26 protein-coding genes are annotated in these 23925 nt (G+C 43.0%); 19 read left to right on the top strand and 7 right to left on the bottom strand.

All coding sequences use genetic code 11. The features are described from left to right. Positions 1-24 precede the first annotated feature (24 nt). Genes cysM through B3R63_RS10685 form a run of 4 tightly spaced genes read left to right on the top strand, consistent with a single transcriptional unit; the run spans position 25 to position 5528 of the window. Positions 25-951, top strand: a complete 927-nt coding sequence (gene cysM, locus B3R63_RS10700) for a cysteine synthase CysM (RefSeq protein ID WP_005016228.1) — start codon at positions 25-27, stop codon at positions 949-951. A 17-nt stretch (positions 952-968) separates the two neighbouring features. Next, the gene (locus B3R63_RS10695) at positions 969-1787 is read left to right on the top strand and encodes a 3'-5' exonuclease (protein ID WP_151838661.1); all 819 of its coding nucleotides are present in this window, start codon (positions 969-971) and stop codon (positions 1785-1787) included. Between the two features lie 9 nt (positions 1788-1796). Beyond that, entirely contained in the window at positions 1797-3188 is a 1392-nt protein-coding gene (gene rlmD / locus B3R63_RS10690) for a 23S rRNA (uracil(1939)-C(5))-methyltransferase RlmD (protein WP_151838660.1), read from the top strand. Between the two features lie 33 nt (positions 3189-3221). Further along, positions 3222-5528 carry a RelA/SpoT family protein gene (locus B3R63_RS10685; RefSeq protein WP_005016224.1) on the top strand — a complete coding sequence of 769 codons (2307 nt, stop codon included), beginning with the start codon at positions 3222-3224 and terminating at the stop codon, positions 5526-5528. 79 nt (positions 5529-5607) lie between these two features. Here B3R63_RS10685 and B3R63_RS10680 read toward each other — a convergent pair whose 3' ends face one another. After that, positions 5608-6384 carry an SDR family oxidoreductase gene (locus tag B3R63_RS10680; RefSeq protein ID WP_005405835.1) on the bottom strand — a complete coding sequence of 259 codons (777 nt, stop codon included), beginning with the start codon at positions 6382-6384 and terminating at the stop codon, positions 5608-5610. A gap of 136 nt (positions 6385-6520) precedes the next feature. Here B3R63_RS10680 and mazG point away from each other — a divergent pair, with 136 nt between their 5' ends. The 9 genes from mazG (at position 6521) to yjgA (ending at position 13172) form a co-directional block, all read left to right on the top strand. Then, positions 6521-7282 carry a nucleoside triphosphate pyrophosphohydrolase gene (gene mazG, locus B3R63_RS10675; RefSeq protein WP_216069278.1) on the top strand — a complete coding sequence of 254 codons (762 nt, stop codon included), beginning with the start codon at positions 6521-6523 and terminating at the stop codon, positions 7280-7282. A gap of 16 nt (positions 7283-7298) precedes the next feature. Further along, on the top strand, positions 7299-7715 hold the full coding sequence (locus B3R63_RS10670) for a ComEA family DNA-binding protein (RefSeq protein ID WP_286731021.1): 417 nt from the start codon (positions 7299-7301) through the stop codon (positions 7713-7715). Positions 7716-7850: 135 nt separating this feature from the next. Next, the gene (gene pcnB / locus B3R63_RS10665; protein ID WP_106438704.1) at positions 7851-9302 is read left to right on the top strand and encodes a polynucleotide adenylyltransferase PcnB; all 1452 of its coding nucleotides are present in this window, start codon (positions 7851-7853) and stop codon (positions 9300-9302) included. After that, positions 9299-9787, top strand: coding sequence for a 2-amino-4-hydroxy-6-hydroxymethyldihydropteridine diphosphokinase (gene folK / locus B3R63_RS10660; RefSeq protein WP_005406001.1), 489 nt, complete (start codon positions 9299-9301; stop codon positions 9785-9787). The genes pcnB and folK overlap by 4 nt, the downstream gene beginning before the upstream one ends. 37 nt (positions 9788-9824) lie before the next feature. Further along, positions 9825-10634 (top strand): 3-methyl-2-oxobutanoate hydroxymethyltransferase, encoded by an 810-nt coding sequence (gene panB, locus B3R63_RS10655; RefSeq protein ID WP_005405953.1) that lies wholly within the window; start codon positions 9825-9827, stop codon positions 10632-10634. A gap of 3 nt (positions 10635-10637) precedes the next feature. After that, entirely contained in the window at positions 10638-11483 is an 846-nt protein-coding gene (gene panC / locus B3R63_RS10650; RefSeq protein ID WP_005405744.1) for a pantoate--beta-alanine ligase, read from the top strand. Between the two features lie 32 nt (positions 11484-11515). Beyond that, entirely contained in the window at positions 11516-12367 is an 852-nt protein-coding gene (gene rapZ / locus B3R63_RS10645) for an RNase adapter RapZ (RefSeq protein WP_005016211.1), read from the top strand. Next, on the top strand, positions 12364-12633 hold the full coding sequence (locus tag B3R63_RS10640; RefSeq protein WP_005016209.1) for an HPr family phosphocarrier protein: 270 nt from the start codon (positions 12364-12366) through the stop codon (positions 12631-12633). Before rapZ ends, B3R63_RS10640 begins: the two co-directional genes overlap by 4 nt. Positions 12634-12635: 2 nt before the next feature. Next, positions 12636-13172, top strand: a complete 537-nt coding sequence (gene yjgA, locus B3R63_RS10635; RefSeq protein ID WP_005016207.1) for a ribosome biogenesis factor YjgA — start codon at positions 12636-12638, stop codon at positions 13170-13172. Between the two features lie 56 nt (positions 13173-13228). On the opposite strand, the gene B3R63_RS10630 is transcribed toward yjgA, so the two are convergent. From B3R63_RS10630 to B3R63_RS10620, 3 genes are all read right to left on the bottom strand, one after another. After that, a complete protein-coding gene (locus B3R63_RS10630; RefSeq protein ID WP_151838658.1) occupies positions 13229-13480 on the bottom strand; it encodes a DUF2789 domain-containing protein in 252 nt (83 codons plus the stop codon). Positions 13481-13597: 117 nt separating this feature from the next. Then, the gene (locus B3R63_RS10625; protein ID WP_119878436.1) at positions 13598-14020 is read right to left on the bottom strand and encodes a DUF1810 domain-containing protein; all 423 of its coding nucleotides are present in this window, start codon (positions 14018-14020) and stop codon (positions 13598-13600) included. 77 nt (positions 14021-14097) lie between these two features. Then, on the bottom strand, positions 14098-15741 hold the full coding sequence (locus B3R63_RS10620) for an acyl-CoA synthetase (protein ID WP_151838657.1): 1644 nt from the start codon (positions 15739-15741) through the stop codon (positions 14098-14100). Between the two features lie 391 nt (positions 15742-16132). Here B3R63_RS10620 and thrS point away from each other — a divergent pair, with 391 nt between their 5' ends. Both thrS and infC read left to right on the top strand, forming a co-directional pair. Continuing rightward, the gene (gene thrS / locus B3R63_RS10615) at positions 16133-18055 is read left to right on the top strand and encodes a threonine--tRNA ligase (RefSeq protein ID WP_151838656.1); all 1923 of its coding nucleotides are present in this window, start codon (positions 16133-16135) and stop codon (positions 18053-18055) included. 5 nt (positions 18056-18060) lie between these two features. Next, positions 18061-18612, top strand: a complete 552-nt coding sequence (gene infC, locus B3R63_RS10610) for a translation initiation factor IF-3 (protein WP_080548202.1) — start codon at positions 18061-18063, stop codon at positions 18610-18612. Between the two features lie 66 nt (positions 18613-18678). Here infC and B3R63_RS10605 read toward each other — a convergent pair whose 3' ends face one another. Then, on the bottom strand, positions 18679-19155 hold the full coding sequence (locus B3R63_RS10605; RefSeq protein ID WP_005016188.1) for an Hsp20 family protein: 477 nt from the start codon (positions 19153-19155) through the stop codon (positions 18679-18681). 326 nt (positions 19156-19481) lie between these two features. On the opposite strand from B3R63_RS10605, the gene B3R63_RS10600 reads away from it, so the two are divergent. After that, positions 19482-20099 carry a glutathione S-transferase N-terminal domain-containing protein gene (locus B3R63_RS10600; protein ID WP_026444143.1) on the top strand — a complete coding sequence of 206 codons (618 nt, stop codon included), beginning with the start codon at positions 19482-19484 and terminating at the stop codon, positions 20097-20099. 71 nt (positions 20100-20170) lie between these two features. Then, positions 20171-20593: a YqaA family protein gene (locus tag B3R63_RS10595; protein ID WP_026444142.1), complete on the top strand. Its 423-nt coding sequence runs from the start codon at positions 20171-20173 to the stop codon at positions 20591-20593. Positions 20594-20633: 40 nt separating this feature from the next. On the opposite strand, the gene B3R63_RS10590 is transcribed toward B3R63_RS10595, so the two are convergent. Both B3R63_RS10590 and B3R63_RS10585 read right to left on the bottom strand, forming a co-directional pair. After that, positions 20634-21362, bottom strand: a complete 729-nt coding sequence (locus B3R63_RS10590) for a TonB family protein (protein ID WP_151838655.1) — start codon at positions 21360-21362, stop codon at positions 20634-20636. Positions 21363-21499: 137 nt separating this feature from the next. After that, positions 21500-22762, bottom strand: a complete 1263-nt coding sequence (locus B3R63_RS10585; protein WP_151838654.1) for an MFS transporter — start codon at positions 22760-22762, stop codon at positions 21500-21502. 237 nt (positions 22763-22999) lie between these two features. Between B3R63_RS10585 and rpmI the strand changes: the two genes are divergently transcribed. Next, on the top strand, positions 23000-23194 hold the full coding sequence (rpmI, locus tag B3R63_RS10580; RefSeq protein WP_001096359.1) for a 50S ribosomal protein L35: 195 nt from the start codon (positions 23000-23002) through the stop codon (positions 23192-23194). A gap of 11 nt (positions 23195-23205) precedes the next feature. Beyond that, on the top strand, positions 23206-23565 hold the full coding sequence (gene rplT, locus B3R63_RS10575) for a 50S ribosomal protein L20 (RefSeq protein WP_005016178.1): 360 nt from the start codon (positions 23206-23208) through the stop codon (positions 23563-23565). Positions 23566-23925: the final 360 nt, after the last annotated feature.

Below are 23925 nucleotides of genomic sequence, written 5' to 3'. Positions count from 1 at the left end.
ATCACCTCGATATAGGTGCATACAATGACAACGATGACCCCTGACTTTACCGCGGATGAATTTCTGCTGGACTATTATGTTGGAAAAACTCCACTGGTACGTTTACAGCGCTTGGCTAGCCACACTCGAGCGACTGTGCTGGCCAAGCTTGAAGGAAATAATCCAGCTGGCTCGGTAAAAGACCGCCCTGCTTATAATATGATTATGCAGGCTGAAAGGCGTGGACAGATCAAACCGGGTGATACGCTCATTGAAGCCACAAGTGGAAATACCGGTATAGCGCTAGCAATGGTAGCGGCTATGCGTGGTTATAAAATGAAGCTGATCATGCCGAGCAATATGAGTCAGGAACGTAAAGATGCCATGCTGGCTTATGGTGCTGAGCTGATTGAGGTGACACCACAGCAGGGAATGGAAGGTGCCCGTGACCTCGCGCTGCAAATGGAGCAGGACGGTAAAGGTTTGGTGCTTAACCAGTTTGGAAATCCGGACAATGTAGAGGCCCATTATCTCACCACAGGACCAGAAATCTGGAAACAGACGGGGGGTAAAATCACCCATTTTGTCAGCTCTATGGGTACGACCGGTACCATTATGGGGGTATCAAAATATCTTAAAGAGCAGAACCCGGATATCCAGATTGTGGGCTTGCAGCCATCTGAGGGTTCAAGTATTGCAGGTATTCGCCGTTGGCCCGAACAATATCTTCCTACAATTTTTGACCGTAGCCGTATTGACCGCACGATCGACATTCCACAGATTGAGGCTGAACGCACTATGCGCAGATTGGCTCGGGAAGAGGGAATCAGTGCCGGAACTTCATCAGGTGGAGCGGTCTGGGCTTCTTTACAGCTTGCAGAAGAAAATCCGGATGCTGTCATCGTCTGTATAATTTGTGATCGTGGTGACCGTTATCTGTCTACCGGTTTGTTTTCAGCTGAAGATAAATAATTATTCAAGAGAATTACATGCGCTTACCTGTCCTGATTTTTGATATCGAAACACTGACCGATTTGAAGGCAGGTGCGCACCTGTACAATCTGGATTTACCGGATGATGAGCTTGAACAGGCTTTGATTAAACTACGTCGCCAAGAAGCAGGGACCGATTTTCAGCGTCTGCCTTTACACGAGATTGTCTGTATTTCAGGCCTCTGGGTTGATGAACATGGCATGCGGCTATTTTCTTTTAGTCAGGAGCAGTTTGCTGAGGCAGAGATTCTCAGAAAGTTTCTTTCCATTTTTGAAAAGCGTCATCCCACTCTGGTGAGCTGGAACGGGTCACAGTTTGACTTACCCGTTATTTTATTTCGCACCATGTATCATGGTCTTTCTGCTCCGAGCCTGTTTGATCAGGGCGAAATTGATATTCAGAAGCGGTATAATAATTACCAGAACCGTTATCATCACCGTCATGTCGATCTAATGGACGTGATGGCCATGTTTAATGGCCGCAATTTTCAGAAACTTGATGACGCTGCACAATTGCTGGGTTATCCGGGCAAGCGTGCAGAAGGTTACCGAGTGCCTGAGCAAGTACAGCATGGTGAATGGCTAGAGCTAAGCCAACACTGTGAAGGCGATGTGCTAAATACTTGGCTGATCTATCTGCGCTGGCTACTGTTGAAAGGTCAGTTGCTTGCAGAGGATCATCGTTTCTGGATTCAATCCACAATTGCGTATTTAAGCCAGCAGCCACAACAAGCGGATTTTGTTCGCCTGTGGCAAGACAGTTCGCAGCATACCGAATTTACTTCACATTATATTTTTCCTACAGTTAGAGATTAGGTTATTTCCTTGAGACACAAAGCTAAACCGCGTTCGGCTCAACCTGCGCATTATGTATTTAAGGTTGAGGCGCTTTCCCATGAAGGACGGGGTATTGCTCACTATGGAAATGAGCCGGGACATCCGGCAGAAAAGCAGGGTAAAAAGGTTTTTATTACCGGTGCCTTGCCAGGAGAAACTGTTCAGGCCCGAATCACCCATCACACCAAAAGATTGGAAGAAGCAGACAGTGTTCAATTACTGAGTGAGCCATCCTCATATCGGATTGAACCCGTCTGTCCGCATTTTGGTCTATGCGGAGGATGCAGTCTTCAACATATGCACCCAGATGAACAGATCCGTTTCAAGCAAGACGTCCTAGCTTCACATCTTAAGCATTTTGCTGCCATTGAACCTGAAGAGTGGCTACCCGCTTTACGTTCGACTCGAGAAGACTACCGTCGTAAAGCCCGTATAGGGGTGCGTTTTTTAGCTAAAGAGCAAAAGCTGAAATTTGGTTTTCGTGAGCGTCAAACTAATCATCTGGTCTCTATTCAGACCTGCAAGGTACTGGACCGAGCTATGGCTGGCCACTTAAATGAGCTACAATTGTTACTCGAAAGTCTAACAGCCAAAGCAGCCATTGGGCATATAGAATTGGCTATGGGTGATCACGATATTGCTTTGGTTATTCGTAATATAGAGAAATTACCTCAAGTCGATGTCAACCAATTAACACAATATGCGTTAAGCAGGCAGTGGCAACTGTATTTGCAGCCTGCTGGACCAGAGAGTTTGTATCGGGTAGATCAGCCGGATGCATCAAAGTATTTGCATTATCGTCTGGAAGAGTTCGATATCGATTTTGCTTTTTCTCCACTAGATTTTACTCAGGTTAACTCTACAGTGAACTCGCAAATGGTCAGTCTGGCATGTAATTTGCTAAATCTACAGCCAGGTGAGCGTGTACTTGACCTGTTTTGTGGATTAGGAAACTTTTCTTTACCTCTGGCTCGCTGTGTAGGTGAGACCGGTCAAGTAATTGCTGTAGAGGGAAGTGAAGACATGGTTAAACGCGGTACTGAAAATGCCCGTAGCAATAAATTATTGAACGTGCGTTTCTATTCACAAGATTTAACAAAAGATTTTTCTTCTCATTCTTGGGCAAAGCAGGGTTTTGATGCATTATTAATTGATCCTCCGCGGGCAGGAGCAGAAGAAGTAATGCATTATCTTCCTAATTTTAATGCGAAAAGAATCGTTTATGTTTCATGTAATCCAGCAACTCTGGCAAGAGATGCAGGTATTTTGGTAGAGCATGGGTATCAGTTAAAAAAAGCTGGTGTGATGGATATGTTTACTCATACCGGGCACGTAGAATCAATTGTGTTATTTGAAAAAATTAACAAGATAAACGATTAAAAAACATGAGTTACATGTGTATAGGAGAAGGGTATGGTCACAGTACGTGAGCAGCTTCCTGGACGACTAACCGAGTTGTCTGATGAAGCGACTGTCGAGCATGCCGAAGAAGCACAGCTGGATTTAGTCTCATGGCTAGACCGCGTGCGTGATATTCTAGGTGGGGCAGAGCTGAAGCAGCTAGAAGAAGTCGCTCAGCTAACATTAGAAAAAGAGCTGGAAACCAACGTCAATCACCGATCCAACACCTTTTATACCGGTGTGGAAATGGCAGATATTCTGGCGCATCTGCATGTAGATGAAGATACGCTCTCAGCGGCTATGCTGTACCGCAGTGTACGTGAAGGGATTACCAGTCTTGAACTGGTGCAGGAACGATTTGGTGAGAATGTCTATAACCTGGTCAAGGGCACCTTGGCCATGGGTAAACTCTCTGAACTGATTGAAAAGAATAAACGTCTCGAAGATCATTTTAATAATAATCAGCGCGAGCATTTGACCGGCATTTATAAAATGCTGATTTCAGTCACTGAAGATGTGCGTGTGGTGTTGATCAAGCTGGCTGAACGTACGTATGCCTTGCGTGAACTGGCTAAGTCTTCTAAAGAGCGTCAGGAGCGGGTAGCACGGGAAATTCTGACGATTTACTCGCCACTGGCGCACCGTTTGGGCATTGCACAGCTTAAGTGGGAGCTTGAGGATCTGGCATTTCGCTACTTGGCTCCTGAGCGTTATAAAGAAATTGCATCTTTACTCAATGAAAAACGTCTGGAACGTGAACATTATATTCAATTTGTCATCGATAAACTGAAAAATGAACTGGCTGATTACGGGATCGAGGCAGAGATTACCGGCCGTGCCAAACATATTTATTCAATTTACCGTAAAATGAAAAGCAAGAGCTTAAGTTTTGATCAGCTCTATGATATTCGTGCTTTGCGGGTACTCGTGCACAGCGTACCAGAGTGTTATCACGCTCTCGGGATTGTGCATCAAATCTGGCGACATATACCGCATCAGTTCGATGACTATATTACCAACCCTAAAGGCAATGGTTACCGCTCCTTGCATACCGCAGTAATTGCAGAAAATAAGTCTCTAGAGGTTCAAATCCGGACTTATGACATGCATGAAGAAGCTGAGCTTGGTGTATGTTCACACTTTAACTATAAGGAAGGTTCTAAAACCACTGACCATTCCTTTAATCATCGCTTGCATTCTTTACGGGCGGTTCTTGAGCATTATCAGGAACGTAATGAAAGTAGTGGCTATCAGCAGAGTGATGAAACCGAAAATTTTGAGCATATTCAAGAATTTGAGGATTTTGAGAAAATCTATGTCTTTAGCCGTGATGGTGACATTAAAGAATTACCACGGGGTTCGACCGTACTTGATTTTGCCTATCATGTACATACTGAAGTCGGGAACAAATGCTATGCCGCACGGGTCAACCAGCGTTATGTCCCTTTAACCTATAGCTTGAAAACAGGTGAGCAGGTAGAAATTCTTACCAAAAAAGACCGGGAACCGAACCGGGACTGGCTGGTGAATTCGCTAGGTTATATTCGCACCGCGCGAGCACGCGATAAGTTGCGTCACTGGTTCAGACAGCAGGACCGGAGCAAAAATCTTGAAGTGGGGCGTGACCTGCTGAATAAAGAGTTATCGCGTCTGGCAATTCATCCAAAGAGCATTGATTTAAGTGATTATTGCAATCATTTTAACGTTAAAAGTGGTGATGATATTCTGATTGGGCTGGTGAATGGAGACCTGAGCCTGCATGCCCTGATTAATCAGGTGAACCGGCACATGCATCTGGATCAGGACGAGCCTGAGCTGGTACTCAAACCGACACTGAATCCACGTGCCAGTCATACTTTATCGGCGCATGGTATCCTGATCGACGGGCTGGACAATGTCGAGTTGCATATTGCCCAATGCTGTCAGCCAGTACATGGTGAAAGTATTGCGGGCTATATTACCTTAAACCGAGGAGTCAGTATTCATAAGGTGGGATGCCCGGATTATATGCGTATGATCAGTCAAGAGCCTGAGCGTGCAGTTGAAGCAGACTGGGAAATGCAGCCTACTCGTGGTCAGAGTGTGCAGATTGTGGTAGAAGCCTATGACCGTCGTGGTCTGCTTAAAGATCTGACTCAGGTCATTTTTGCAGACCAGATCAATATCCGGCAGGTCAATACTATCTCTGAAGCTGATGGTATTGCCAATATGAAGTTGTTAATTGAGGTTAAAGGGCTGGCACAATTATCACGTTTGCTTGCCCGTTTGGAGCAGCAACCAGGAATTATCAGCGCACGCCGTCTGGTTCAGGGTAATTAGATCTAAAATTTCTGAAAAAATATGCTTCCATTGAGAAGCATATTTTTATTTTAATCGGTAGAAGTAGAAATTTTTTAATCTATTTTTTCCGGCTTAAAGCTAAATTGGTCAGGCGGTTTATAAATTGCGGGCTGATTTGTGAAAGCTGAAAAAGAAATTTGGTTTTTAGGCCAACTGGCTGATGTGTAGGAGTCAAAAAATTAGTTTTCATATTGGCAAGCTGATAAATTTTTTGGGCAACATCTTCTGGTTTCAACGAAATACCCATATTCTGGATGGTGCCGGCATCCATATCTTTTACCATAGCAGTCTGTACAAATAATGGCATAACATCTAAAACACGAATTCCAAATTTTTGCCACTCTACATCAAGCCCTTCGGTAATACCGCGTACTGCAAACTTGCTGGCTGAATAGGAAACCAGGTCAGCCTGTCCATAAATAGCTGAGGCAGAAGAGAGATTGATCACGCGTGCAAAAGTGGCTGTTTTTAAGTAAGGTAGAGCTGCATGACAACCATTTATTACACCCTTAATGTTAATGTCAACTGTACGGTGATGGGCAGAAATTGGTGTATTTTCAAAAGCACCAGAGTATAAAACTCCTGCATTATTAACCAGAATATTGAGCTCTCCAGCCCAGCTAACAAAGTCGTCTAATGCCATGTTCCATTGATGATAGTCAGAAACATCCAGTTGCCCTGCCATTGCATTGGGTCCAAGGGCTTGTGCCAATTGCTGTGCTTGTGCGTAGTTAATATCATACAGACCAACTTTGTAACCCTTCTGGTAGAAGAGCCGTGCAATTGCGGCGCCAATTCCTTGAGCTGCACCACTGATCAATATACTGTGTGTCATACTTATTCTCTTTATTGATATTTTAATTATTAACAATCAGCCTGACTGTTATTGCAGGCCTATCTTAACAAAAGTCACATGATTTGGCACAGGTGAATGTAAAGCAGGACAAAAGATGAAAAATTCAGAGCAGTCAATTAAAGAGCTATTGGCGATTATGCAGGAACTCCGGCAAAAATGCCCATGGGATCGCGAACAGACGCCCTTGAGCCTGACACGCTATGCGATTGAAGAAGCTTATGAAGTCGAAGCCGCAGTACGTGAAGGCGATATAAGCGAAATCCGTGATGAACTGGGAGATCTGCTGCTACAGGTAGTATTCCAGGCACAGATGTACAGTGAACAAGGTGCATTTGATTTTCAGGATGTGGTCCAGGCGATTTGTCAGAAACTTGTGCGTCGTCATCCCCATGTGTTTAAAACTGAACAATCTCATCGTCTAACTCAAGAAGATGTCAGCCAGCTCTGGCAACAGATTAAGCAGCAGGAAAAACAAGGTAAGCCTGCTGCCCAGCTAAATGAGATCAAGCATGGCCCAGCATTAGTTCAGGCCGAACAAATACAGAAGAATGTGGCAAAAATCGGTTTTGATTTTCCGGATGTAAATAGTGCTTATAGGAAGCTTGAAGAGGAGTTGCTCGAACTGAAAGAGGCGATATATCATCAAAATTCCGATGAAATTATGGATGAGTTTGGCGATTGTCTATTTTCACTGATCAATGTAGGCCGTAAACTTCATGTTTCCAGTGAGATGGCTTTACTTTCAACTATCCATAAATTTAGAACCCGTTTTGCTTTTATCGAGGATCAGGCCATACAGCAACAGCGAACTTTAGAACAGCTGAGTCTGGAAGAAATGGATCAACTCTGGGAGCAAGCTAAACAACAATTAAAATGAAGAGCTCTATATCGTGATGAAAAACAGCAATAAATTTTTCCGGTTAAAAGAAATATTATCTTTAATGTTGGGTTTGCTGGCATGTCTCTGGCTAGCAAGTGCCGTTCAGGTACAGGCACAACAGTTTGATGATTCTTATTTGAAATGGAAAAACCAGCAATTGGATCACGACCGCCGCCTATTGCAGCAAACTGGTTCAATGACGATGTCATCGGGAGCAGCAGCCCAGATCAGTACAGAAAAAGTGAGCCTGAACCGTGGTACTGCTGATCAGTTGCAGCAGGCACTGAGTGGCGTGGGCGAAAAGAAAGCTCAGGCAATTGTGGAATATCGTAACAAAAATGGAAAATTCAATAGCATCGAAGATTTGCAGAAGGTCAAAGGCATTGGGCCCAAGCTATTTGAAAAAAATAAATCGCGTCTGACATTGTAAGTTGTTACGCTAGTTGATATAAGAACTCAACAAACAATAGGGCAATATTGAGATTCAAATTGCCCTTTAATCATGTTGGAGCTATGATTACAGCATCTTAGCAAATTTACGTCCTGACGTAGGAGACAGCGTCTTTTGCAAACTTTGCGCGCGTCAAAATGTGGTTTATCAACCACTCAATTACCTTCTTCTATTTTAGATGTTATCGAAAGTTTAACCAAGGCCGGTTATGAAGCTTATATCGTTGGTGGCGGTGTAAGAGACCTGATGCTGGGGTTAAACCCTAAAGATTTCGATGCTGTAACCAATGCAACTCCTTCACAGATCAAGGATGTATTTGGGCGTCGCTGCCGTATTATTGGCCGCCGTTTTGAATTGGCTCATGTGTATTCTGGCCGTGAACTGATTGAAGTGGCAACTTTTCGTGCTCCTCCTAAAAAAGCTGTGACCAGTGCCTCAGGCATGATCCTGCGTGATAATAACTGGGGCAGTATCGAACAAGACTTTTCCCGCCGTGATTTTTCTATTAACGCCCTGTATTATCAGCCGCATAAAGGTATTGTGCTTGATTTTTGTGATGCGGTTCAGGATATCAAAAATAAAACCTTGCGTTTGCTTGGTGATCCGGTACAGCGTTTTGAAGAAGATCCAGTACGGATGCTACGCACTTTGCGTTTTGCAGCTAAACTGAATTTCAAAATTGATCCAGCTATTCTGAAAATTTTTACAGCCGAGCTGGCACAACTGCTCCGTGATGTGTCTCCGCACCGTTTGTATGACGAATCACAAAAGCTGTTTACTATGGGGCACCTGGCACGTGTGCTACCGATGCTTATTGATTTTGATATCTGGAAGCAGTTATTTGCAGATATCCGCCCGAATATTACTGCCTTTATAGAGTTGGCTGCGAAAAATACTGATCATCGTATTCAGATCGGTAAAACTATTAATCCAGCATTCTTCTATGCTGTACTACTTTGGGAGCCCTTCCTGGAGCGCTATGAATTTTATAGCGGTAAAGGTATTGTCGCTGCTGAGGCGCGTGCTCAGGCTGGGCTGGATGTACTTAAGCGTCAAGCCACACGTACTGTTATTCCACGTTTTGCAGAAACCTTTATTCGTGAAGTCTGGGAAATGCAGAGCCGTTTGCTAAATCCGAAACCTCAGCAAATTGAAGCCTTGGCCAGCCATGCGCGTTTCCGTGCCGGCTTTGACTTTTTATTATTGCGTGAGAAGGCAGGGGACCCAACGACTCAGGGAATGGGGCAATGGTGGGATGCTTACCAGAATATGGGAGCTGATGAAAAAGAAAAAACTATTAGTCAGTATAACCGGCAGCGTGCCAAAAATCGCCGTAAACAGAACGAAGATGTACTGGATGAAGTAAAGCATCTGGAAATTGAACCCTTAGTCGATATCCCCGAACCGCGTAGCCGACGTGCTAGAAAAGCACGTAAGCCGGAGGTTGATCATGAAGCGATTAAAGCAGCAGAATCTGTGGGAGACTTTAATAGTGATCATCCGATTATGAAGCGCAAACGGGTAAAGCGTGACCTTAGTCAAGTGGTATTTGGACCAACACAATGAGTACCATTGCTTATATTGGCCTGGGCAGCAATCTCGGTGACTCACGCCAGATTTTAACTCAAGCTGTATCAAGGCTTAGTACCTTGGGGCCGGTAAAAGTTTCCAGGTTATATCAGAGTCCGCCTATGGGGCCTCAAGACCAGCCGCATTATTATAATGCCGTAGCACAGCTTGAAACCGTGCTTGAGCCTTTGCCTCTATTAGATCAGTTGCAAGCTTTTGAGCAGGAAGCCGGGCGGGTGCGTCTACGCCGGTGGGGCGAGCGGACACTAGATCTGGATCTTTTGCTTTATGGTCAGCAGTCTATACAACATGAACGGCTGAATGTGCCACATATTGGACTGCTGGAGCGGGATTTTGTTGTTATTCCACTGCTTGATCTGGATGCGAGTCTCAGCGTAAATGGACAGCTACTTCAACAACTGGATTTGGTCCAGCAATCAGAACTTACTGTTTTGGCCGATGAACAATGGGCCAGCATTTAATCTATATATTTAAGATACTGTGCAAGAGGATATCTTCATGATTAGTCTGAGTGATTTAAGACAGTTCAAAGCTCAGGGGCGTAAATTTTCTTGCCTGACTTGCTATGATTCCAGTATGGCAAAAGCCATGGAGCTTGCTGAAATTGATTCTATTCTGATTGGTGATTCACTGGGAATGACAATTCAGGGTCATGACTCAACATTACCGGTACTGGTTGAAGATATGGCTTATCATACTGCTGCAGTGCGTCGTGGTAATCAGCATGCCATGATTATGACTGATCTTCCTTTTATGAGTTACGCTACTCTGGAAGATGCGCTCAAAAATGCTCGCATCGTAATGCAGGCCGGTGCTCAGATGGTCAAAATTGAAGGTGGGGCATGGTTATCTGAAACGGTACAGAATCTGACCCGTAATGGTATTCCGGTTTGTGTACATCTTGGTCTAACGCCGCAGTCTGTTCATGTTCTGGGTGGTTACAAGCTACAGGCAAAAAGTCGTGAAGCCGCTGATCAGCTAATTGCTGACTGTAGAGCAGTAGTTGAAGCAGGGGCAGCGGTATTATTACTTGAATGTGTGCCTGCCCAGCTGGGTAAAGAAATTACTGAACTGTTTCCGCATACTCCAGTGATCGGTATTGGTGCTGGTGCAGAGACGGATGGCCAAGTACTGGTCGTACAGGATATGTTGGGACTGTCTTTTGGGCGTGTAGCACGCTTTGTGCGTAATTTTATGAAAGAGCAAAGTGGTGAAACTGCAATTCTGGATGCTTTCAAGGCCTACCATCAGGCAGTACAGAATCAGTCTTTTCCAGCTAGAGAACATACTTTCCAGGTTGAGTTGTAATTTATGAAAACTGAAGTGACCATTCAAGGATTAAGTGCCTCTCTAAATCCTGCTCGTACAGCGCGTAAAATTATCGGTTTTGTACCGACTATGGGAAATTTACACGAAGGTCATCTGAATTTAGTGCGTGAGGCACGTAAATTATGTGATGTTGTTGTCGTCAGTATTTTCGTAAATCCGATCCAGTTTGGGCCGAATGAAGATTTCGAAAATTATCCGCGTACCCTGGAGCAGGATAGTCACCTGCTGGCAGATGCTGGCTGCGATATAATTTTTGCACCAAGTGTAGAGCAAATGTATGGTTCACAACCTCGTCTGACCAATATTAGCGTAGGTAAAATTACGGATGATCTGTGTGGGAAATCACGTCCGGGTCACTTCGATGGTGTAGCTGTAGTTGTAACCAAGCTGTTCAATATAGTACAGCCGAATTATGCATTTTTTGGCCAGAAAGATTATCAGCAATTGGCAGTCATTCGCCAGCTGGTACGTGATTTGAATTTGCCTCTCGAGGTCATTGGAGTACCAATTACCCGAGCTGCAGATGGACTGGCTTTGAGTTCACGTAATGGTTATCTGAGTACTGAAGAACGTCAGCTTGCTCCGTCAATTTATGAAAGTTTAAAAAATGCTGAACTCGAGTTACAGCAGGGCCAAGCTTTGTCACAAGTGTTAGATCATGTGAAAAGTCAATTGACACAGGCGGGTCTGGTTGTGGAGTATGTAGAGGCGCGCACGCCTGAGCTCCAGGCTGTACATGAGTTTAATCAGAGTCTTGTATTGTTTGTAGCGGCCAAGCTTGGGAATACACGTCTGATTGACAACTTGCAGGTCAATTATTCTCACTGAAGCATAAAGATATAATAAGGACAGTTATTGCCATGAAGCGTATTTTGATCGTGACAGGACAATCCGGTTCAGGAAAATCATCTGCATTGCAGGTTCTTGAAGATTTGGGTTATTACTGTATCGACAACCTGCCATTGGCATTGCTGACAGAAATTGTTTTAAAACTGGACCGTGAGAATAATCTTGAGCAGCTGGCACTTGGTGTAGATGTACGTAGTACCCGGGCCGATTTACAGGAATTTGATCAGGTTTTTGAGCAGTTACAACAGCATGGATCAGTTGATGTCATTTATCTGACTACACAGGATCAGGAACTGATTGCGCGATTTAGTGCTTCACGACGTCCGCATCCTTTGGCGAGCCGGTTTAAGAGCCTGAATGAATGTATTCAGGAAGAGAAACAGCTGCTCATGCCTATTCAATTTCGTGCCACTGTACATATTGATACGACTGATAAAAGTGTACATGACCTGAAACACACCTTGCTTTCAAAATTGGGCCAAGCTAACCGTTTAATCCTGATTTTACAGTCATTCGGTTATAAGCATGGCATTCCATTAGATGCAGATTATGTATTTGATGTAAGGCATTTGCCCAACCCGCATTGGGACCTGGAATTACGCAAGTATTCAGGACTGGATGAGCCGGTAAGAAAATTCCTTGAATCAAGTGATCAACCCAATGAGATGTTCTTGGATATTTACCACTTTCTCAACAAGTGGCTCCCGGCCTTTGCCAAAGGCCATCGTCATTATATGACAGTATCGATCGGATGTACGGGTGGGCAACATCGTTCAGTTTATATCGTGGATAGACTAAAAAAATCGCTTGAGGCACAATGGTCTATTCAGGTCTTACATAGAGAAATGAAGCACTGGTCATGATTGATACAACAGTTGACGTAATTAACAAACTAGGTTTACATGCGCGTGCATCAGGTAAGTTGATTGAGGTTACGACCAAGTTTCGTTCTTCAATTCAGATCGGTAAAAATGATAAACTGATTGATGCAAAAAATATTATGTCCTTACTCATGCTTGGTGCAGGTAAGGGTACCACTTTGCGAATTGTGATTGACGGTCCGGATGAAGAAAAAGCTTTATCGGAAATTCAGGCATTATTTGCAGCAAAATTTTATGAGGCTGAATAACTGTGGCGCGTCGTCCAACACGTTTTACTGAAGAAGACTTTGAAGTTTTAGAGGGACGTGCAAGTAAAACTGAACAAAAAAAAGCAGTTCAGCGCATGGCTGCTTTAGGTGCACAACTGGCAGAGCTGCCACGTAAGCAAATTGAGAAGCTGCCGGTAGAAGAGCGTTTAATAGACGCTTTACTGGAAGTTGAATCAATAACTTCACATGAAGCCCGTCGGCGTCAATTCCAGCGGATCGGCAAGCTGTTGCGTAATGAAGATGAAACCATGATTCTTTCTTACCTGACGCCACAGCAAGGTGCGAAAAAACAGGCACAGCTCATGCGTTGGGTAGACCGTATTATTGACCAGGGTGATCCGGTCATTAATGAGTTTGTAAAACTTTATAATGCTGCCGAACGCCATACTTTACGTCAACATCTGCTGCGAATTCAGCGTGATGTTGCCAAGCAGGTAAGTGAAGAAGAATTGCTTGAATCTAAAAACAAGCTGGTCAACTATATCCAGCAGGTTGCTTTAATCTCGGATCAGAGATAACACAGTTAAGCAAAAGCGGCATGTATGCCGCTTTTTTATTGTAATCACTGAATGCATTATGATTTTTTAACTGAATCTTCATGCAGTGATTCATTGAGCTGGTCAATGACAATGGCCCAGTCATCGTCTGACTTCATGTGTTCCCGAATAAACTGGCTTTGTGCAGTGGTCCAGAAATCAGCTTCACTGATATAGACAGGAGCAGCCAGTTGATGCTGTTCAATAAATTGAGCAATAGCTGCTTCAGAAGAATCAAGCCCGAGCTGCTGAAATAAATGGGTCATGCGCGTAGTAGTTTTACTGCTCACTACTATTCTCCTTATGTAAATAGGATTTTTTATATTATTTAAGATAATGAAATAAATAAAGTTTAATAATTTATCTAACTTGTTATATATAACTATATAAAGATTTATGTCTTTACTTCAAGAATTAGATAAAAGCTGCAACGTTCGCTGATCTTCAGCTCCCTGAAAATATTTGTCTAGCAAAACTTGAAATAAAGGATTTTTATGCTCACTGGCTCTCTTGAACAGTGTTAAAGAGGATTTTAATTTCATGTCATCAGGCGAGCCGAAAATTATATGAATATCTTTTTCAGATAAGTCAGCTAGAACTTGGCAGAGTTCCAGATAACGCTGGCCCAAAATTGGATGACGCAGGAAATCTCGGGCTTCTTCCAGATTATTGATACCGTAATAGGTCGCGGCATGGCTATGCCCTAATCCTTTAAGCTGTGGAAAGATAAACCACATCCAGTGACTGCGCTTATGTCCGGCTCTAAGCTCATCCAGTGCTTGATTATAATATTGTGCCTGAGCTTGTATAAAACGGTTTAAATCTGCCATTTTACTTACTCATATTTTTAATGGAAGCCAGCAGTTAAGCTGGCTGGTATGGAGTGCGTCATTTAGGATTGGCTATTTTAGCCAAATTCACCTACTGAGCGCTCCTTGGCCCATTCACGTAAAATAAATTTTTGCAATTTTCCGGTGGAGGTCTTCGGAATATCAGTGATGATGATCTCTTTAGGCACCTTGAAGCGGGCTAATCCCTGTTTACAGTGTTCAGTAAGTTCTTCCGCAGAAATACTCACACCCTCTTTTAACTCCACAAAGGCACAGGGTACTTCCTGCCAGCGTGGGTCAGGTTTGGCAACTACTGCAGCAGTTAGCACTGCCGGATGCTGATAAAGCACCTCTTCAACCTCAAGTGATGAAATATTTTCTCCGCCCGAAATAATTACATCCTTGGCACGATCAGTAATCTTAGCATAGCCATCAGGCTGACATACGGCGAGATCACCGGTATGGAACCAGCCCCCTTTAAACGCCTCTGCTGTTGCTTCCGGATTTTTTAAATAACCCTTCATGACAATATTACCGCGGAACATGATTTCCCCCATGCTCTGTCCATCATTTGGCACAGGTAGCATGGTTTCTGGGTCAAGTACCTTCATACCATCTTGAAGCGGATATGGAACACCTTGACGTGAATGTAATTGTGCCTGCTCCTGTATGGTCAGGTCACTCCAGCCTGCCTGTGATGCACAAAGTGCAGATGGGCCATAAGTTTCTGTCAATCCGTAAACATGCGTAACATTGATACCAATATTACGCATGCCTTCAATAATTGCAGCAGGTGGCGCAGCACCAGCCACCATGACTTCAACGCGATGGTCAAAATAAGTTCGTTTCTCTGCTGGTGTATTGATCAGCATGGAAAGCACTATTGGAGCTCCACAGAAATAATCCACCTTATGCTCGGCAATCAGTTTAAAGATCAGTTCTGGGTCAACCTTGCGCAGGCAGACATTGGTCCCACCATTTGCTGCCATGGTCCAGGCAAAACACCAGCCATTACAGTGAAATAGGGGCAGGGTCCATAAATACGTTGCACGTGGCGTCATGCCACAGGCAATGATATTACTTGCAGCATTGATATACGCACCGCGATGATGATAAACCACTCCCTTGGGGTTGCCGGTAGTGCCTGAGGTATAGTTCAGACTAATAGCATCCCATTCATCTTGCGGTAGATGCCATTCAAAATCAGCATTGCCTTCAGTCAGCCAGTCTTCATATTCAATTTCACCAATCGGTGCATTAAAGCAGTTTTCATATTCGGCATCATCCACATCAATGACATAAATATCTTGTGAAACCAGTGCCAGCGCTTCTTTTGCTAAAGTAGAAAACTCAGGGTCGACCAGTAAAACTTTACTCTCTGCATGTTCGAGCATAAAGGCTAAGGTTTTGGCATTCAAGCGGGTGTTTAAGGTGTTCAGAACTGCCCCTGCCATTGGTACAGCAAAATGTGCCTCAATCATCGCAGGCACATTCGGCAAAAGTACCGATACAGTATCGTTTTTCTGGATACCCAGCTTTTGCAGCTGATCGGCAAACTGCCGACAGCGCTGATAGGTTTCCCGCCAGCTGATCTGGCGTGAACCATGAATAATCGCTGCCTGATGAGGGTAGATATATGCCGCACGTTCTAGATAACGTAGAGGAGAAAGTGCCACGAAATTTGCAGGGGTGCGCGGTAATTCATCATAAGCACTCACCATTTTTATAACTCCCTTTCATCATTGTTTTATTCTTTCAGTTTATGAAAAGATAGGTCTTTCAGGTCCGGACTTCATTTATGCTTTAGTCTTAGTTTCTGTTTAATTAATATATAAATCAAATACTTAATTTTGATTCTAAAACTAAAATATTATTCTTTCAAATTATGGTGAAAGCTGTTTTGTAGGTTCAGTTCATTATGTACAATAAACTAAATCACTCACAATACAGGATTTTATCGTTTTTGCTGTTTCTTCATAAAGCCAAGACGTGTAAAATTCTTAACGAAATTTGTTCTATCCACCGTTTTTATATTTTTGAGGTTTTCCTCGATCATAATCTCGCGGTGAAATGCCCTATGGTACGGGGCATCACTCCTTAAGGATTCATTTTATGCCAATTATCACATTGCCAAACGGCGATCAAAAACAGTTTGATCAAGCTGTTTCTGTTATGGACGTTGCCCAAAGCATTGGACCCGGGCTTGCAAAAAATACAGTTGCCGGTCGTGTAAACGGTCAACTGGTTGATGCTTCTGACCTCATTACAGAAGATGCAACCTTGCAAATCATTACCCCGAAAGATGAAGAAGGCGTCGAGATTATCCGTCATTCTTGCGCACATTTAGTGGGTCATGCAGTTAAGCAGCTGTTTCCAGAAGCAAAAATGGTGATTGGTCCGGTCATTGAAGAAGGTTTCTACTACGACATCTGGATGCCACGTCCGTTTACTCTGGATGATATGGCAGCGATTGAAGAGCGTATGAAAAAGCTCATCGATCAGGATTATGATGTCATCAAGAAAATGACCCCCCGTGATGAAGTAATTGCTGAATTTACTGCACGCGGAGAAGAGTATAAATTACGTCTGATTGCAGACATGCCAGAAGAAACCCAGATGGGGCTGTATTATCATCAGGACTATCTGGATATGTGCCGTGGACCACATGTACCTAATACCAAATTCTTGAAATCATTCAAACTGACTAAAATCTCTGGCGCTTACTGGCGTGGAGATGCCAAGAATGAACAGCTACAACGTATCTATGGTACTGCATGGGCAGACAAGAAACAGCTTGCGGCTTATATCAAGCGTATTGAAGAAGCTGAAAAGCGTGATCACCGTAAAATCGGTAAAGCGCTCGATCTGTTCCATATGCAGGAAGAGGCACCAGGCATGGTGTTCTGGCACCCGAATGGCTGGACTATTTACCAGGTTCTTGAGCAGTACATGCGTAAAGTACAGCAGGATAATGGCTATCTGGAGATCAAGACTCCACAGATCGTAGACTTTACACTCTGGGAAAAATCGGGTCATGCGGCTAACTATGCCGACAATATGTTTACGACCCACTCTGAAAGCCGTAACTATGCCGTAAAGCCAATGAACTGCCCATGTCATGTTCAGGTGTTTAATCAGGGCCTGAAATCTTATCGTGACCTGCCGATCCGTCTGGCCGAATTTGGTTCGTGCCACCGTAACGAGCCGTCTGGTTCACTTCATGGTATTATGCGTGTTCGTGGTTTTACTCAAGATGACGCACACATCTTCTGTACCAAAGAGCAGATCGGGCCTGAAGTTGCAGACTTCATCAAATTGACCCTGGACGTCTATAAAGATTTCGGTTTTGAAGATGTGCAGATGAAGTTGTCTACACGTCCAGAAAAACGTGTAGGTGATGATGCACTTTGGGACATGGCTGAAAAATCTCTGGCAGATGCACTGGATGCGGCAGGTTTGGAATGGGAACTACAGCCAGGTGAAGGTGCATTCTATGGTCCGAAGATTGAATTCTCACTGAAAGACTGCTTAGGCCGTGTCTGGCAATGTGGTACAATCCAGTGTGACTTCAATTTGCCAGAACGTTTAGATGCTTCATTTGTGACTGAAGATAATGAACGCGATCAGCCGGTTATGTTACATCGTGCAATTCTTGGCAGTTTTGAACGTTTTATTGGTATACTTATTGAACATTATGCGGGCTTTATGCCACCTTGGCTTGCGCCAGTTCAAGCATGTGTCATGAACATTACCGATTCTCAGGCACAGGCCTGCGAGCAGGTAGTGACCAAACTCAAGGAAAACGGAATTCGTGCAATTTCTGACTTGAGAAATGAGAAAATCGGCTTTAAGATTCGTGAACGTACACTTGAGCGCATTCCTTACTTGCTGGTTCTAGGTGATCGGGAAGTAGAGGAAGGTACGGTCAACGTGCGTACCCGCTCAGGAAAAAATTTAGGTACTATGTCTATTGATGCCTTCAATGACCTAGTGAAAGTAGCCGTAGCCGAACGCGGCCGGTATATTGTGGAGTAATAAAGATTAAACAGCCTGACCGTAACCAGCAACAAGGTGCTAAGAGTAACCGTCCTGCCATTAATGACGAGATCCGTGCGAAAGAAGTACGCCTCGTTGCTGCGGATGGTGAACAAAAAGGAATCGTTTCACTTGCTGAAGCGTTGCGTGCTGCAGAAGAATCAGATCTTGACCTGGTCGAGATCGTTGCTAATGCAGAACCGCCTGTTTGTAAAATCATGGATTACAACAAGCACTTGTTTGACCTAAAGCAAAAGCAAAAAGATGCAAAGAAAAAACAGCATCAGGTGCAAGTCAAAGAGATCAAGTTGCGTCCAGCTACTGATGTTGGTGATTACCAAGTTAAATTGCGTGCAATTATCAAGTTCTTGGAAGAAGGAAATAAAGTAAAGATTACTTTACGTTTCCGTGGCCGTGAAATGGCTCACCAGCAACTTGGTTTGGCTCAATTGCAAAAGATTGAAGCAGATGTCGCTGAAATTGGTGTAGTTGAACAGGCACCAAAAATGGAAGGCCGTCAAATGGGTATGTTACTTGGACCGAAAAAGAAAAAGTAATTATCTCATATCAAAAAGCACCGCGAATGCGGTGCTTTTTTATTGAAGAGTTAAAAATTTAACCCTTTATTCTTGAGAAGCAGGAATCTCATAAACTTTGCCAGCTTCACTTTCATTAGCTTTACGGCCAATTGCAATCTGGCGTGGCAGTTTCTCTTCAGGCACAATTCGCTGCAATTCGATGATCAATAAGCCATCTTCATAATCAGCTTGTTGTACTTCAATATGCTCGTCCAGACGTAATGAAAGCTTGAAGGAACGACGTGCAATTCCTTTATGCAGGTACTCAACACTATGATCGCCTGTTTCATTGTCTGGCTTGCCGGTAATAGTCAGAACCCGGTTTTCCAGATTAATCGCCAATTCCTGCTGTTTAAAACCGGCAGTTGCCACCACAATACGGTACTGATTATCGCCCAGCTTTTCAATATTGTAAGGTGGATAGTTCGGTGCCTCACTTTGCATGGCGTAGTCGAATAAATCATTTAAACGGTCAAAACCAATACTACGACGGAAAAGTGGACTAAGGCTTACGCTACTCATTGATATAACCTCCTGATGAGTTCAGCAAAGTTGTATAAACAAGAACTACTGTTACGCTTGGCATCAACAGTAATTACCAGCAATATCCGGAAGATCATTGCTGTACTAGATATATCGGTATGCCAGTAAAAAAAATCAAGAGAGATTTTTAAAAAATTCTCAAATCTCTTGCTATGAGAATTTGTGCACTTTAAATAGGGTTATTTCAGTCATAAACTTCAAACTTTTAATGGTGCAGTCACAGAAGTTATTTATAAAACTGTGTTATAAAGACAGATATAATGCGTTTGTTCATGACAATAACTATAGCAGTGAAAGGATAAAAAATGATTGATCTATATTATTGGGCTACGCCAAATGGCCATAAAATTACGATTGCCCTTGAAGAAATGGAGCTGGATTATCAGATTTTTCCGATCAATATTATGGAAAATGACCAGTTTCAGCCAGACTTTCTGAAAATTTCTCCTAACAATAAAATTCCGGCAATTGTTGATCAGGATGGGCCACGTGGTGAACCTATTTCTGTTTTTGAATCAGGCGCAATTTTGCAATATCTGGGTCGCAAAACGGGCCTTTTCTATTCACAGGATGAGCAGGAACGGGTAGAGGTTGAACAATGGTTAATGTGGCAAATGGGCGGACTTGGCCCGATGCTTGGGCAAAATCATCATTTTAACCGTTTTGCGCCGGAAAAAATTCCATATGCCATAGAGCGCTATCTAAATGAAACAAAGCGCTTGTATAGCGTATTAAACAAACAGCTCATCGGCCAAAAATTTGTAGCTGGGGAATACTCTATTGCAGATATGGCAATTTTACCCTGGATTTTACGCTATGAATGGCAGGGAATTCAGTTAGAAGACTATCCAAATGTGAAAGAATATGTAGAGCGCCTGACAGCACGTCCTGCCATACAGCGGGCTTTAACTATTCAGCTTTAATTTATTGTAGAGTAGATAACCCAGCCATAGAGACAGTTTATACTTCAGTCCTTATCTGGGACTGATCTTCAATGGCATACCTTCTACTGTTTATATCTGCATTTGGTGCAGCGACTCTATTACCCTTGCAGTCTGAGGCAGTATTGCTTGGTTTGCTGACGCAACAACATTATTCAGCTTTATTGCTATTAATGGTTGCCAGTGCCGGAAACATTTTAGGTTCATGTATAAATTGGTGGCTGGGAATTCATATTGAACACTATAAGCATAAGAAGTGGTTTCCGGTATCTGAAGCCAAGATACAAAAAGCACAGAACTTTTATTATAAATATGGATATTGGTCACTGTTACTTAGCTGGTTACCAGTCATTGGTGATCCGATTACCCTAATTGCGGGGCTGTTAAAAGAAAATTTTTTAAGATTTCTGTTGATGGTGACCTTGGCCAAAACAGGACGTTATCTTTTTATTTATTTAGCTTATATTTTATTTTAATACAGGAAGTAGAATAGCTACTTCCTGTATTTCTGGAAATTTACTGGCATTCTTCCAGCTTGAAATGAATCTGGTCTTTAAAGTGTGACTTTTTATAAATCCAGAATTTACGCGGAGCAGAAACTTGTACCTGTGAAACCGCCTGTATTACTGCCTGGTCAAGTGCGTAGGTTCCTGAACCCTGCTGTATTTTTACTTTTTTAATATTACCCTGTCTATTGCTTTTAAAACTAAATTTAATGCTACGATCATAACCATTCAACTGGTCGCGATTAATTTCCAGTTGAGGCTGATTTAGATACTGGAAAGGAACTTTTTTATTCTGTTGCTGAGTCAGCCAGTTTTCTGAATTAAAATTATAAAGACAGTCCTGACCGGCATTGTCGTCTAATTTCAGGCTAAAAGCCTGATAGCCAATCACTGGCAAAGCTGTGTCATTTTCAATATAGGCTTTGACTTGAGCTTGTTGCACAGCATTCAGCAGGATGTCGTCAAGAGTTTTAATACCCGTACTTTCCTGAATTGCAGCTTTATTAACCTTACCTGTTTCATCTGCATAAATACGAATGATGGCGTGGCGATCTTGGCCCTTTAAATCCTCATCTTTATAAACTGGCTGAGGAAAACGGACCCATTGAATGCGTGTTGTTAAATGTGCAGGTAATGCAGAACTGGTTTGTGGAGTAAGCTTCATGGTTGTTAGTGCCGCAGCATAACTTATACTTGACGGCAGGCCCATTAGAAATAGAACAGGAAGAGCATATTTCATAAGTTTATTCATTTCATTATTAGATAAAGTGAGCCATTGCCCGTTCGGCCAGCTCTGGCGGCTAAGTATTATCTGTTTCTATCCAGATGACAATATAAAAGAAGTCTGAAAAGGCCTAGGCATCCCAAGCCAAATATCTATTTGAATTGATTATCTGAACTCTGGGTTATATCTATATCAAATAGATCTTTGGTTTTGGCCCAACTAACGACGACTACAGCCATGGTCATGCAGCCGCCAAATACTGTCGCCATAACTGTACCCATATATTTGGCCGCCAGGCCCGATTCAAATGCGCCCAGTTCATTTGAAGACGAAACAAACATTCCATTTACGGCAGCTACACGGCCCCGCATATTTTCGGGAGGAAAAATCTGTAAAATAGTCTGTCGGATAACTACAGAAATACTGTCACAAGCTCCAGTTATGGCAAGAGCGAAAAGTGAAAGCCACACATGATCTGAAAAGGCAAACAGCAGGGTAAATATACCAAAACCAGCAACTGCCAGTAACATGTTGCGCCAGGCATGCTGAGTGGGAGGGAATTTGGTTAAAGCTATCATGGTAACTAGGGCGCCAATTGAAGGAGCAGCGCGCAAGTAGCCTAGGCCCTCGGGTCCGACCTTCAAAATATCTTCTGCAAAAATGGGCAGCAGTGCGATGACACCACCGAACAGGACTGAAACAAGGTCCAGAGAAATGGCCCACAGTACAATTTTGGTTTTCCAGATAAAGCGAAACCCCTCACCCAGTGAATCCAGCACTCGATGTTCTTCCATCACAGGAAAATTACGTTTTTGAAGCAGATTAATAAGCATAAAACATAGGGCAAGTAATATTGAAACAGCAATCAGGCTGGTTTCGCGGCCAAGAAAGGCTAACATAAAACCACCTAGCATCGGGCCTAAAATCACACCACTTTGCCAGCCAATGGTGGTCCATGTTGCGCCATTGGCATAGATGGCTTTGGGAATCAGAAAAGGTTTTAGGGAGGTCGCAGAAGGGTTGTAAAAACCGCGAATGGTGCCTAGTCCAAAAATAACTGCATAGATTCCCCAAGAAAGACTGTTAATTGTGATCGAATCTATTGCATAGGCATGAAAGAGCCACCATAAGATAAGCGGCAAGGGGGCTGCAAAAAACAGGCAAACTTTCATAATCGTCTGCTTGTTAAAACGGTCAGCAAAATAGCCACCCCATAAGGAAAGTGCAATAAATGGTATGGCTTCTGCCAGTCCAATCAGCCCCAATGTGAGAGGATCTTTGGTAATTTGATAAAGAGAATAGGCAACAATAATTTCTTGAATCAGAATGGCAAGAGTGAGACAAAACTGGTTGAGTGTAATAATCGAGAAGTCTCGATACCGCAAGGCGGCAAAAGCATCATGCTGGTTAGACATATAAGAGGGTTCTACATATTTTTGTAGTGATTATACTCCTGAATAAAAGCTGAAATTTCCATCATTTCTAAATTATTCAAGAAATATATCTTCTGTATTGAAGCCCGATTAAAATCATGAAAATCCGATTAATTGCTTTTGTTTTAGGCAGAGTTGCTATAAAATGTCGCCTTCCTTACCTGCAGGTCGTTATTGCAATGGTGCAGACGAGCCGAACAGGTGCTTAAAGAGGTTGTTATGGCAAAGTTAAAAACTCGCCGTGGTGCAGCTAAACGTTTCAAAGCGACTGCAAACGGTTTCAAGCGTAAACAAGCGTTCAAACGCCACATTTTGACCAAAAAATCTGCTAAGCGTATCCGTCAATTGCGCGGCTGTGTAATGGTTCACGTAAGTGACGTTGCTTCAGTTCGTCGTATGTGCCCATACATCTAAGGAGATTATAAATGGCTCGTGTAAAACGTGGTGTACAGGCTCATCGCCGTCACAAAAAAATTCTTGCTCGTGCTAAAGGTTACTATGGCGCTCGTTCACGCGTTTACCGCGTAGCGTTCCAAGCAGTAATCAAAGCTGGTCAATACGCTTACCGTGACCGTCGTCAGAAGAAACGTCAGTTCCGTTCTTTATGGATTGCACGTATCAATGCTGGTGCGCGTCAAAACGGTCTGTCTTACAGCCGTATGATTTCTGGTCTGAAAAAAGCTCAGGTAATCATCGACCGTCGCGTACTTGCTGACATCGCTATGCATGATGCAGTTGCTTTTGCTGCTTTAGCTGAAAAAGCTAAAGGTGCGTTAGCTGCTTAATCATCTTCGATGATCTAAAAAAGACTGCTTTTGCAGTCTTTTTTATTATCTTTAAAAACATCTGGTCGTAAGTAAAGTAAGCCTTTAAATTGTTGAAAATAGTTAAAATATTTTATTTATTACTATAAGGCCCAAAATTATTCTTCCAGCACTAATTTTTATCATGAGCGGGAGCAACTCGCTTATAAATCTTGTATAAAACTTTAAATTTTTATTTTGACTGATAATAATGATGAGTAAATCTAAAAATAGAAACTGATTTAATTCATAAATTGTACCAAGTTTCTCTAAGCTGATTATTAGAGTTCTGACATTGCGTTCATACTGGGTCATAGACTCAATATGAACACAACTTTGGGT

Origin of the sequence: Acinetobacter sp. UBA1297 (genome assembly GCF_002307755.1) — a bacterium.
Classification (GTDB): domain Bacteria; phylum Pseudomonadota; class Gammaproteobacteria; order Pseudomonadales; family Moraxellaceae; genus Acinetobacter; species Acinetobacter radioresistens.
This window is presented reverse-complemented; position numbering and strand designations above follow the sequence as displayed.